Below are 11393 nucleotides of genomic sequence, written 5' to 3' on the forward strand. Positions count from 1 at the left end.
GTAGCTCTTTGGCTCGGCGACACACAGCAACGGCCATGCCCGAGACCGACGACGACCTGTTCACGATGACGTGGGAGGAGGCCGAACACGCCTTCGAGGACGCCGACGCCGCGCTACTCGGCACCGGCAGCATCGAACAGCACTCCGTCCACCTGCCCGTCTCGGTGGACACCCTCCGCGCCGAACACCTGACCGAGGAACTCGTCGACGCCGCCGACGACGCCGGCCTGCAGTTCGTCCGCCTCCCCACGCTCCCCTACGGGATGAGCGAGCACCACATGAACTTCCCCGGGACGATCACGCTCGACCCGGCCACCTACGAGGACGCCATCGTCGACATCGGCGAGAGCCTCGCGCGCCACGGCGTCGAACGGTTCGTGATCGTGAACTGCCACGGCGGCAACCGCGAACCCCTCTCGCAGGCCGCCGACCGACTCGTCCGTACCCACGACCTCGCGACCCACTTCGTCCACTGGACTGACTTCGCCCGCGAGCACCTGAAGGGCGTGTTCGGCGAGGGCTGGGGCCACGCCGGCGACCACGAGACCAGCGTGATCGAACACTACCGGCCGGACCTCGTCAAGCAGGAGAAAAAGGAGCCACAGAACGCCAAGGCGATGCCCGAGACGGTGAGTTACGGCTACTTCGACCGTGTGACCGACCTCGGTGGGCTGGGCGACCCGACCAACTCCGACGCCGAGGCAATGGCCGCGGCGGTCGACCACGGCACCGAGCAGATCCTTGAGGCGCTCACGCGCGACATCGACGCCGGTTGGTAGGTACGTCGGAGCGGCGCAAGCTATCGCCGCTTGGCGATCTCGCGGACGACCAGCACCCCCACGACGGCGACACCGACCAGCAGCGCTGCGGCGCCGGCCGAGAGGCGACCCCCAGTCGCGGCCCCGTAGAGGGCGACGACGGTGAACCCCGCGACCATCGCGCCGGTGAACAGCAGCGCGAGCAGCATCAGCGCCTCCCGAACCGTCTCCGGTGGGCTCACCATCGGCTCAGACGTGCTCCTCGAGGAAGGCGGCGATGCGCTCGAACTCCTCGATCAGGTTCTCGCGGTCGGTCGTGTGGTGTCCCTCGTCCTCGAAGATGCAGGTCTCGACGGGGATCCCGCGGGCCTCGACGGCCTCGGCGATCTGTTCGGCCTCGCCGACGGGCACGCGGGGGTCGTTCGCGCCGTGCTGGATGAACAGCGGACACTGGATCCTGTCCACGTCGTGGATCGGCGAGATCCGTTCGAGCAGTTCGGGGTCGTCGAGGCTGCCGTACTCGGCGGCGCGGTGGCTGCGGCGCCACTCGCCGGTGTTCTCGAGGAACGTCTGGAAGTCGGCGATGCCGACGAAGTCCACCGCGGCGGCCCAGAGGTCGGGGTACTGCGTGATCGCCGAGAGCACCATGAAGCCGCCGTAGGAGCGACCGTAGACGACGAGGCTATCGGTGTCGGCGGCGGGCTGGTCTTCCAGCCACTCGGTGGCGTACTTGATGTCCTTCACGGAGTCGAGGCGCTGCTCCTGATCGTCGAGATGGGTGTACTCCTTGCCGTAGCCCGAAGAGCCCCGGACGTTGGGTTCGAGCACCGCGTAGCCCTGGTTCAGGAAGTACTGCTTGGTCGGGTAGAACCACGGCTGTCGCTGGTGTTCCGGACCGCCGTGGATGTCGACCATCACGGGCACTTCGCCGTCGCTGCCGTCCGCGTCGACGCCCGGCGGGAGCGTCCAGTAAGCGGGGATCTCGCGACCGTCGAACGTCTCGTAGCGGATCGTCTCCGAACGGAGGAACTGCTCCTCCGGAATGCCCAGCGTGCCGGGAGTGGTCCAGCGTTCGGTCTCGCCCGATACGGCGTCCATCGCGTAGATCGAGTGTGGGTGGTCGTCGGCGCTGAACGCGAGCGCCGCGCGCTCGCCGCCGGGCCCGAGTTCGACGCCGGCGACGACGCCCTCGGGGAGGTCGGGTTCGACCGTCTCGACGATCTCGGTCCCGTCGGCGGTGAGGGTGCCGACGTGGGTCTCCGAGTAGCCGTCGACGTTCAGCGTGTACGCCGCCCGGCCGCTCCCGGCGTCGATCCGGAGCGAGTCGACGTTCCACTCGTCCGGTCCCTGTTCGATCGTCTCCACCGTGTCCGCCCCGTCGCCCCCTTGCGCTGTGGCGTTGATCCGGCCGACGTAGGCCGTCTCGGCGCCGTAGTCGGTCACGACGTAGAGGTCGCCGTCGGGACCGAACGCGACGTGGTGGTAGCGTGCCTCCTCGCCGGTGTCGGTGAGTCGCTCGGCCTCGCCGGTGTCGATATCCAGCCAGTAGAGCACCTGGTCGGAACTGGAGTTCGACTCCTGCAGGATCAGCGCGTCGCCGTCGGGGTGCCACGCGGCGACGCCGACGAAGCCGCCCGGCCCCTCCCAGACCAGCTTTGGGGTCGGGTCGGCACGCCCCTGCACGTACACGTCGAAGGTGTCGCCCTGCCGGCGGTTCGCGGCGAAGGCGAAGCGCTCGCCGTCGGGGCCCCAGCCGCCCCAGAGGTGTTTGGCCTCGGGGTCGTTCGTGAGCGGCACCTCCTCGCCGGTGTCGAGGTCGTAGCGGTAGAGTTGATCGCGCTCGTTGCTCCCCTCGTCCATCCCGAACATCAACTCCTCCCGGGTCGGCGAGGCGTCGACGAACGAGACGCGTTCATCGTGGGCGGTCAGGCGCTCGGGCCACGCGCCCGGCTCCGAGAGCCGGTAGACCTGCGGCGTGCCGGTCGTGTCCGAGAGGAAGGCGAGGTCCCCGCCGACGGTGAACGTCGGCGTGTCGGTGCTGTCGATGCTGAGGTAGCGGGCGACGCCGTACTCCATAGCGGGTGTGGTAGCGGTTCGGCCAAAGGCGTTCGGGCACGGGCCGGCGCTGCCGGGTCGGCGACGCCGTTCACTCGGTGACGCCGCGCAGCGTCTCGGCCACCGCCGTCGGCGCCGCGAGGAACGGCGCGTGGCCGGTCTCGAGGGAGTGGACCGCGTCGCAGCCGACCGCCTCGTACATCGACCGCTGGAACGCCACCGGTAGCGCTCGGTCCTCGGTACACTCGATGTAGACCCGCGGGACCGCCCCGTAGCGCTGCTCGCTGAGGGAGACGGGGACGTGCCGCGGCGCCGCCGGCTCCGGGCGGAGCCGCGACCGGGCGAACGCGGCGTCGCGCTCGCTGCAGTCCTGGTAGAAGGTGTCGTCGGCGCCCGCCCCCTCGAACGTGACGACGCCGCGCTCGTCGTCGACGACGATGTGCTCGGGCACGGCCGAGTCGAACGCGCCGGCGTCGAGGTCGGTGAGCGACTGCCCGTCGCCCGGGAGGAACGCGGCGAGGTAGACGACGGCCGCGACGGCGTCGGCGTGGCGCTCGGCGACCTGAGTCACGACGTGGCCGCCCATGCTGTGCCCGACGAGTACGACTTCCCCGACGGCGGCGTCGACGGCCGTCCCGACCCGATCAACGTAGCGCTCGAAGGTGGCCGCCTCGACCCCTGCCGGGTCGCTGCCGTGGGCAGGGAGTTCCACCGCGACGGCCTCGTGTTCCTCCCGCAGCGCCGGGAGGACGCGCGCCCAGCACCACGCGCCGTGCCACGAGCCGTGCACCAGGACGAACGTCTTTGTATGGGTCACGTTGTCGTCCTCCAAGGTCGGTTCGCGCCCGTATTCAACGTTGGGGGACGCCGTCGGCGGGGCGGCCGGCGTTCGCTCGAGGACGCCACCGGACGGCGACCGAGAACCCCCCTGATTCGACCGCAACGGCGGGGTTTATCGGCTCCCGAACCGACCCCCGTAGCGTGAGTGGTAACGATTCCCGCGTCGACATGACGACCGGCGCGATCACCCCGAAGCTGTTCGCCCTCTCGTGGCCGTTGGTACTCGGCAACCTCGTCCAGACCGCGTACAACCTCGCGGACATGTTCTGGGTCGGCCGCGTCAACGCCGAGGCCGTCGCCGCCGTCTCGTTGATGTTCCCGACCTCGTGGATGTTCGTCTCCGTCGCCATGGGGATCACCGCAGCGTCCGTCGCGCTGGTCTCTCAGTACGTCGGGGCCGGGAAACAGCGGGAGGCCGACCACGCGGTGGGACAGACGGTCCTGCTGACGGTCGGGATGGGGCTGGCGCTCGCGGCTGTCGGCTTCCTCGTTCGGGAGCCACTCGTCAGCCTCGTCGGCGCGCGCGGGCTGGTCTACGACTACTCGTTGGCCTACCTCGAGCCGATCCTGCTGGCGATCCCCTTCACGTTCCTCTTTTTCGCCTTCCGTGCGGTCCTCCGAGCCGCCGGCGACGTGCGGACGGCGATGTGGCTGGTGGTCATCTCCGCCGGCGTCAACGTCGTCCTCGACCCGATCCTCATCCTCGGCTGGGGGCCGGCCCCGGAACTGGGCGTTCAGGGCGCCGGGATCGCGACGCTGATCTCGCGGATACTCGTCGCGCTGGTGGGACTCGGCGTGTTGCTCCACGGCGGCTGGGGGGTCAAACTCCGCGTCCCCGACCTCGCCCCCGACCGCGAGGTGCTGACGGATCTGGTCCGGATCGGCGCCCCCGGCTCCGGCGACGGGCTCGCGCGGTCGTTCGCGGCGGTGTTCTTCGCCGCACTCGTCGCCCGGTTCGGCCCGATCGCGACGGCGGCCTACGGCATCGGCATCCGGCTGATGTCGGTCTCCTGGACCGTCTCCGGCGCCGTCGGGCAGGCGACGGCCACCGGCGTCGGCCAGAACCTCGGGGCGAAAACCCCGGAGCGCGCCGAGGAGGTGGCGTGGAAGGCGACCGGCGCCACGATGGCGTTCCTGTTCGCCGCCGGCGCACTGGTGTTCGTCTTCCCCGCCGCCGCCGTTGGCGTGTTCATCGACGAACAGGCGGTGATCGACGAGGGCGTGACCCTGCTCCGGATCGTCTCGCCGTTCTGGGCGTTCATGGGCGGGCTGATGGTCGTTCAGGGGGCGTTCCGGGGTGCCGGCCAGACCACGCAGGCGATGGTGCTCTCGCTGGCCTCGCGGTGGGTGTTCCGCGTCCCCGTCGCGTGGCTGCTCGCGTACTACCTCTCGTGGGGCGTTGACGGCCTCTGGTGGGCGCTGGTGTTCTCCGGGATCGTGACGTTCGTCATCGGCGCCGCGTGGTTCAACCGTGGTCACTGGCGGGAGGGTGTCGTCGACACGGAACCAGACGTGGACGACCCAGAGATGCCCGACTCGGCCGCCGTCGCCGGCGAGGACTGAGCCGGCGCGTCGCGTCTCTGCCCAGGATTTTTCTCTCGGGGGATCGATCCGCGCGTGTGCGCCCTCCAACACGACGCCAACTCTCCGTTATCCTCGCACTCCTGCTGGTCACGGTCCCCATCTGGGCCCCGCCTCTCGACGTGACCGGTCCCGACTACCGCTACGTGGTCGCCGAACTCTCCGCCGAGCAGGACGGTGAACTGGCCGTCGACCTCCCGGACGGCGGCTACATCGCCGATATCGAGGACCTCGACTGCGTCGACCGTTCGTTCGACTTCCCCCGGCGATGCCTCTACGACGGCGGCGCCATCGACGGCAACGTGACTGGGGTGAACCCCGGAATCGTCGGCGTCACCGGGCCGTCGGCCGGCGACGAACTCACCCGCCGGTCGGGCGCCGGGTACGTCGTGCTCGGCGACACCGTCTACCGCCGATCCGCGACGTTCGTCGCCGCCAACGAGTCGGTCGGTATGACGGTCGAACTCGGCGTCGACCGCGTCGACGCGGCGACGGCGCTCGAGGACGTGGCGCGGGACCGGCAGTACGTCTCGGACGCGGCCCAGCGGGCGATCCGGGAGGGATCGATCACCACGAACGAACCGATGGCGGACGCGAACGCGGTGCTCGCCGTCGACGACGGCTACTACGTCGTCTACCGGGACGGTCGCCCGACGTCGCTCTCGGAGAAGCCGGGGGTCGAGCGTGCGCTCGAAGCCCTCTCGGTCGTCGCGGGTGCGGGGCTCCTGCTCCGGCGGGGCTAAGCGCGTTCGAGGGGGTTCGACCCTCGTCCGGGCCGGCCGAGCCGACTCAGTCCTCAGCCGGCGGCTGCTGCTCGGAGAAGCGGCGCATCGCCGCGAACCCGCGTTCCAGGTCCGCCAGCAGGTCGTCGACGGCCTCGACGCCGACGGACATTCGCACGAGCGTGTCCGTGATGCCCAGTTCCTCGCGTTCCGCTTTCGGGATGGGCTCGTGGGTCATCCCGGCCGGTAGCTCGACGAGGGACTCGACGCCGCCGAGCGACACCGCGAGCGTGAACGTCGAGAGCGCCTCGAGGAACGCCGCGGCGTCGTCCATGTCGCCCTCGAGTTCGAAGGAGAGCACCCCGCCGTAGCCCGCCATCTGCTGCTTCGCGAGTTCGTGCTGCGGGTGGCTCTCCAGCCCGGGGTAGTGGACTGTTTCGACCAGCGGGTGCCCCTCGAGGAACGTCGCGATCTCGCTGGCGTTGGCCTCGTGCTGTCGCATCCGCATCGGGAGGGTCTTGCTCCCGCGGAGGGTGAGGTAGGCGTCGAACGGCGCCATCGCGTTGCCCAGGAGGACGCGCTGGAGGTGGTAACACTCCGCCGCGAGATCGTCGTCGTCCAGCACGAGCGCGCCGCCGATGGAGTCGGAGTGGCCGTTGAGGTACTTCGTCGTGCTGTGGGCGACGACGTCCGCACCCAACTCCAACGGGTTCTGGAGGAACGGCGAGAGGAACGTGTTGTCGACACCCAACAGCGCGTCGCCCGCGTGGGCGATGTCGGCGATGGCGTCGAGGTCACAGAGCCGGAGCAGCGGGTTCGTCGGCGTCTCCATGTACACCAGCTTCGTCTCGGGTCGCATCGCGTCGGCGACGTTCCCGGCGTCGGTGGCGTCGACGAAGGACACGTCGACGCCGAGGCGGTCGCGGAACAGCGATTCGAGCATCCGTCGAGTGCCGGCGTAGAGGTCGTCGAACGCGACGATGTGGTCGCCCGGCGTCACCGTCGCGAAAAAGAGCGTCGAGATGGCAGCGGTGCCGGAGGCGAACGCGAGCCCGTGGGCGCCACCTTCCAGCGCCGCGAGCCGCTTCTCGGCGGCGTGGCGCGTCGGGTTCGAGAGCCGGCCGTAGAGGAACTCGCCCTCCTCGGGGTCGGCCTCGTCGAGTTTGAACTCCGAATCGATGCCGGGGACGGCGTACGTCGAGGTCAGGTGGATCGGCGAGACCACGTCGCCGACGTCGGAACTCGCCGGGTCCTCGCCCCACGAGACAGCCCGAGTCGCAAAGCGGTGATCGTCTCGTTCTCCCATGTTTCCGCTTCTGGCTGTATCTCGAATAAACCTTCCCGTAAGGCGGTAATACGCCCGTATAAGCGAAATAACCGGAGCGTATGACCGGTCAGGACTCCAGCTCCGTTCGAAGCAGTTCGTTCACCTGCCCCGGGTCGGCCGAGCCGCCGGTCTTGCTCATCACCTGCCCGACGAGGAAGTTCAGCGCGCCGTCGTCGCCGGACTCGTAGTCGGCGACCGCGTCGGGGTTCTCCTCGATGGCTTCGACGACGGCCTGTTCGACCTCGCCGCCGCTTGCCTTCCCGAGGTCCTCGGCCTCGATGATCTCGTCGGGGCTCTCGCCCTCGTCGAGCATCCGCCGTAGGACGACTTCCTCGGCGTTCTTCGCGGTGAGTTCGTCCTCGGCGACGAGGCGGATCAGGTGCTCGATCTCGTCGAGTCGGTCCGTCACGTCCGCGATCTCCATGTCGCGGTAGTTGAGTTCGCCGAGGAGGTTGTCGGCGACCCACGTCGCCACGAGGTCCGGGTCGAACTCCGCGGCCAACTCCTCGTAGAGGTCGGCGACGGACTTCCGGGAGGTGAGCTTCGAGGCGGCCTCCTCGCTGAGACCGTACTCCTCGCCGAAGCGCTCGCGGCGGGCGTCGGGCAGTTCCGGGATCGGGATGCGCTCCTTCCAGTCCGCCACCTGCAGGGGCGGCAGGTCGGCCTCCCGGAAGTAGCGGTAGTCCTTCTCCGCCTCCTTCGAGCGCATCGAGACGGTGACGCCGCGGTTCTCGTCCCAGTGGCGAGTCTCCTGTTCGACCTCGCGGCCGCGCTTGACCGCGTTCTTCTGGCGGGTGACCTCGTACGCCAGCGCCTGTTCGGCGCCCTTGTGGCTGGAGATGTTCTTGACCTCGGTGCGGTTGGCCTCGCCCAGCACGTCCTCGTCGATGGCGCCGTCCTCGCCGACCTCGTCGGCCGGCACGAGCGAGATGTTGGCGTCGACGCGGAGGCTGCCGTCCCGGGTGGCGTCGAAGACGCCGAGGTACTCGAGTACCTCCTCCAGTTTGGCGAGGAACGCGCGGGTCTCGGCCGGCGAGCGGAAGTCCGGCCGGGTGACGATCTCCATCAGCGGCGTGCCGGCGCGGTTGTAGTTCACCAGCGTGTAGTCGGCGGTGTCGATGTTGCCGCCCTGGTGCTGGATGCTGCCGGGGTCCTCCTCCAGGTGGGCCCGGCGGATGCTGATGGTGTTGCGCTCGCCCTCGACGCGGACTTCGAGTTCGCCGTCGGCACAGATCGGCGCGTCGTACTGGGTGAGTTGGAACCCCTTCGGCAGGTCGGGGTAGAAGTAGTTCTTCCGGTGGAACGTCGTCTCCTCGGGGATGTCGGCGTCGAGGGCCTTACCGATCTTGACGGCGGACTCGACGGCGCCCTCGTTGAGCACCGGCAGCGCGCCGGGCAGCCCCAGACAGACGGGGCAGGTTCGGCTGTTGGGCTCCTCGTCGTCGTCGGCGTCAGTCGAGCAGTTACAGAAGATCTTCGTGTCCGTCTCCAGCTGAACGTGGACCTCCAGCCCGATGACGGCCGCGAGTTCCCGGTCCGCGAGCGCCTGACTCATTACGAATCGATTCCCGTGGTTCGTGGTTAAGCGTGTCGGGACTCAAGCGCCGCAACGGGTGACCGTTCCCGTGGCGCCACTCAGTACACCAGTTCCCCGGAGATGAACTTCCGGGTGCGCTCGTCGGTGGGGTCCTCGAAGATGGTCTCCGTCGGGCCGACCTCGGTGAACCCGTCGCCGAGCAGCACGCCGACGCGGTCGGCGACGCGCTCGGCTTGGTGCATGTCGTGGGTGGCGACGACGACGCCGATACCGCGGTCGCGGGCCGCCGCGATGGCCTCCTCGATCAGCCCGGTGTTCCGGGGGTCGAGGTCGGACGTGGGCTCGTCGAGCAGCAGGAACTCCGGTTCGTACGCGAGCGCTCGCGCGAAGGAGACCCGCTGGGCCTCGCCCCCAGAGAGGGAGTCGGCTTCCTGATCCAGTTTGTCGCGCAGGCCGACCACGTCCAACGCCTCCTCGACGGCCGGCGGCGTCGGCGACGAGCGAACGACCGAACGGAGTTGCTCCCGTGCCCGCTCGGGCCACGACCGTCGGACCCGCAGGCCGTACTCGACGTTGCGTGCGACGGTGCCGTCGAACAGGCTGGCCTCTTGAAACACCATCCCGACCCGCCGGCGGAGCGCCAGCCGCTCGGCCTCGTCGACGCGCCACGCGCCCTCGCCGTCGAGTTCGACCTCGCCCTCGCTCGGTTCGAGGAACAGGGCCATGATCCGGAGCAGGGTCGTCTTCCCGACACCCGAGGGGCCGATGATTCCCACCACCTCGCCCGGCTCAACGGAGAGCGAGGCACCCTCGACGACGGGCTCGGCGTCGTAGCTGTGTGTGACGTTCGAGAGCCGGATCATCGGTTCACCGCCTCCGTGTCGCCGAGTCGGACGACGACGGCGTTGACCGTCAGCACCAGCCCTACGAGCACCGCCCCGAGCACCATCGCGGTGTCGTAGCGTCCCTGTCGGGCTTCGAGTTGGATCGCGGTCGTCAGCGTCCGGGTCTTGGAGATGCCGTCGGCGCCGGTGATGTTCCCGCCGACGATGAGCACCGAGCCGACCTCGCTGATCGCGCGGCCGAACCCCGCGAGGACGGCCGTGGCGATGCCGTAGCGGGCCTCCTTTATCACGACCAGCGCCACGTCGAGACGCGTCCCGCCGAGCGCGCGGGCGGCGTCCCGGACGTTCTCGTCGACGCCCGTGATGGCCGCGAGGCTGATGGCGGTGATCGGCGGCGTCGCCAGCACGAACTGCGAGATGATCATCGCCTCCTTCGTGAAGATGAGGTTCAGCGCACCCAGCGGCCCTTGGTTCGAGACCGCAAAGAGGACGAGCAGGCCGACGACGACGCTCGGAAAGCCCATCCCGGTGTTGATGACCGACTTCACGAACTGCTTGCCCGGGAACTCGGTAAAGCCCATGAGGATGGCGACGGGGATGCTGAACAGCGTACTCAGGGCTACCGCGATCACGCTCACGTACAGCGAGACGTAGATGATGCTCCGCACGTACCCGTCCGAGAAGGGGAGGTCGAGTAGCGGGAGTAGCTGTACCGGATCGGGCAACACGCTTACTCGCTATCGGAGTCGCTACTCCAACCTTCCGGAACGTACTGCTGGAAGTCCGGGTCCTCCGAGAGCGCCCGCGGGTAGAACAGCTGTTCGCCGTTCATCTCGTAGTTCGAGATGGCGTCCTGCGCGCCGGGGCTGGTGATCCAGCCGATGTACGCCATCGCGAGGTCGTAGTTCGCGTCCTCGTGGACGGCGGGGTTGACCGCCATGATCCCGTAGGGGTTGGCGAGAACCTCCGGCCCGCCCTCGATCGGCCCCTGTACCAGAATGGTGAGGTCGATCTCCGAGCGCTGGGAGATGTACGTCCCGCGGTCGGAAAGCGTGTAGGCGCCCTGCTGGTTCGCGTTGTTGAGCGCCTCGCCCATCCCGGCGCCGATCTCCTGGTACCAGTCGCCACCGGGCTCGACGCCCGCGGCGTCCCAGAGGTTCAGTTCCTTCGTGTGCGTCCCGGAGCTGTCGCCACGGGAGACGAACGTCGCCTCGGCCTCGGCGATGGTGGTCAGCGCCGCTGTCGCCGACTCCATCCCTTCGATCCCGGCCGGGTCGTCGTCGGGCCCGACGATGACGAAGTCGTTGAACATCAGGTCCCGGCGGTTGATCCCGTAGCCGTTGCGCATGAACTCGTCCTCGAGCCCGCGTGCGTGGACCATCACGATGTCCGAGTCACCGTTGCGCGCCGTCTCCAGCGCCGCGCCTGTCCCCTGCGCGACGGCGTCGACGGTCACGCCGTACATCTCCTCGAACTGCGGGTGGATCTCGTCGAGCAGGCCCGTGTCGTAGGTACTCGTCGTCGTCGTGAGCGTGAGCGTCTCGCCGCTGACGCCCGCGCCGCCCTCGCCCTCGGTCCCGGCCCCCGTGAGCTGTGTGCAGCCGGCGGTGCTCGCGATGGCGGCGAGTCCGACGCCCTGCAAGTACGTCCTCCGTTGCATCACTCTCGGCATAACGCCCTCGACGGAAAAGGGTTCCTCTCCCTGACACGCGTTTCGCCGGCGGCCCC

The 11393-nt window shown here is 69.1% G+C and carries 11 protein-coding genes; 3 read left to right on the plus strand and 8 right to left on the minus strand.

Features of this window, described 5'->3' with window-relative positions; all coding sequences use genetic code 11:
* The first annotated feature begins 35 nt into the window (after window positions 1-35).
* Window positions 36-779: a creatininase family protein gene (locus NO998_RS12365; protein WP_267647527.1), complete on the plus strand. Its 744-nt coding sequence runs from the start codon at window positions 36-38 to the stop codon at window positions 777-779.
* A gap of 20 nt (window positions 780-799) precedes the next feature.
* Here the strand turns inward: NO998_RS12365 and NO998_RS12370 are convergent, their stop codons facing one another.
* The 3 genes from NO998_RS12370 to NO998_RS12380 all read right to left on the minus strand — a co-directional run bounded on the left by NO998_RS12370 (window position 800) and on the right by NO998_RS12380 (window position 3630).
* Window positions 800-1003, minus strand: a complete 204-nt coding sequence (locus NO998_RS12370; RefSeq protein WP_267647528.1) for a hypothetical protein — start codon at window positions 1001-1003, stop codon at window positions 800-802.
* Between the two features lie 4 nt (window positions 1004-1007).
* Window positions 1008-2834, minus strand: a complete 1827-nt coding sequence (locus NO998_RS12375; protein ID WP_267647529.1) for a S9 family peptidase — start codon at window positions 2832-2834, stop codon at window positions 1008-1010.
* 70 nt (window positions 2835-2904) lie between these two features.
* Entirely contained in the window at window positions 2905-3630 is a 726-nt protein-coding gene (locus tag NO998_RS12380; RefSeq protein WP_267647530.1) for an alpha/beta fold hydrolase, read from the minus strand.
* 191 nt (window positions 3631-3821) lie between these two features.
* On the opposite strand from NO998_RS12380, the gene NO998_RS12385 reads away from it, so the two are divergent.
* Both NO998_RS12385 and NO998_RS12390 read left to right on the plus strand, forming a co-directional pair.
* Window positions 3822-5216 carry an MATE family efflux transporter gene (locus NO998_RS12385; protein ID WP_267647963.1) on the plus strand — a complete coding sequence of 465 codons (1395 nt, stop codon included), beginning with the start codon at window positions 3822-3824 and terminating at the stop codon, window positions 5214-5216.
* Window positions 5217-5272: 56 nt separating this feature from the next.
* Window positions 5273-5977, plus strand: a complete 705-nt coding sequence (locus NO998_RS12390) for a DUF8127 domain-containing protein (protein ID WP_267647531.1) — start codon at window positions 5273-5275, stop codon at window positions 5975-5977.
* A 46-nt stretch (window positions 5978-6023) separates the two neighbouring features.
* On the opposite strand, the gene NO998_RS12395 is transcribed toward NO998_RS12390, so the two are convergent.
* The 5 genes from NO998_RS12395 to NO998_RS12415 all read right to left on the minus strand — a co-directional run bounded on the left by NO998_RS12395 (window position 6024) and on the right by NO998_RS12415 (window position 11325).
* On the minus strand, window positions 6024-7262 hold the full coding sequence (locus tag NO998_RS12395) for a trans-sulfuration enzyme family protein (protein WP_267647532.1): 1239 nt from the start codon (window positions 7260-7262) through the stop codon (window positions 6024-6026).
* An 88-nt stretch (window positions 7263-7350) separates the two neighbouring features.
* Complete coding sequence (gene gatB, locus NO998_RS12400; RefSeq protein ID WP_267647533.1) at window positions 7351-8838, minus strand: Asp-tRNA(Asn)/Glu-tRNA(Gln) amidotransferase subunit GatB; 1488 nt, start codon at window positions 8836-8838, stop codon at window positions 7351-7353.
* Window positions 8839-8918: 80 nt separating this feature from the next.
* On the minus strand, window positions 8919-9683 hold the full coding sequence (locus tag NO998_RS12405) for an ABC transporter ATP-binding protein (RefSeq protein ID WP_267647534.1): 765 nt from the start codon (window positions 9681-9683) through the stop codon (window positions 8919-8921).
* Window positions 9680-10393 (minus strand): ABC transporter permease, encoded by a 714-nt coding sequence (locus NO998_RS12410; RefSeq protein WP_379822485.1) that lies wholly within the window; start codon window positions 10391-10393, stop codon window positions 9680-9682. Before NO998_RS12410 ends, NO998_RS12405 begins: the two co-directional genes overlap by 4 nt.
* Window positions 10394-10395: 2 nt before the next feature.
* Window positions 10396-11325 (minus strand): ABC transporter substrate-binding protein, encoded by a 930-nt coding sequence (locus NO998_RS12415; RefSeq protein WP_379822483.1) that lies wholly within the window; start codon window positions 11323-11325, stop codon window positions 10396-10398.
* Window positions 11326-11393 lie beyond the last annotated feature (68 nt).

This window comes from Halolamina litorea (genome assembly GCF_026616205.1).
Classification (GTDB): Archaea; Halobacteriota; Halobacteria; order Halobacteriales; family Haloferacaceae; genus Halolamina; species Halolamina litorea.

Bases quoted from the DNA above. Each gene is read 5' to 3' on its own strand.
- NO998_RS12385 (WP_267647963.1), top strand. From the start codon at position 3,822: ATGACGACCGGCGCGATCACCCCGAAGCTGTTCGCCCTCTCGTGGCCG.
- gatB (WP_267647533.1), bottom strand. From the start codon at position 8,838: ATGAGTCAGGCGCTCGCGGACCGGGAACTCGCGGCCGTCATCGGGCTG.
- NO998_RS12370 (WP_267647528.1), bottom strand. From the start codon at position 1,003: ATGGTGAGCCCACCGGAGACGGTTCGGGAGGCGCTGATGCTGCTCGCG.
- NO998_RS12415 (WP_379822483.1), bottom strand. From the start codon at position 11,325: ATGCAACGGAGGACGTACTTGCAGGGCGTCGGACTCGCCGCCATCGCG.
- NO998_RS12405 (WP_267647534.1), bottom strand. From the start codon at position 9,683: ATGATCCGGCTCTCGAACGTCACACACAGCTACGACGCCGAGCCCGTC.
- NO998_RS12365 (WP_267647527.1), top strand. From the start codon at position 36: ATGCCCGAGACCGACGACGACCTGTTCACGATGACGTGGGAGGAGGCC.
- NO998_RS12395 (WP_267647532.1), bottom strand. From the start codon at position 7,262: ATGGGAGAACGAGACGATCACCGCTTTGCGACTCGGGCTGTCTCGTGG.
- NO998_RS12375 (WP_267647529.1), bottom strand. From the start codon at position 2,834: ATGGAGTACGGCGTCGCCCGCTACCTCAGCATCGACAGCACCGACACG.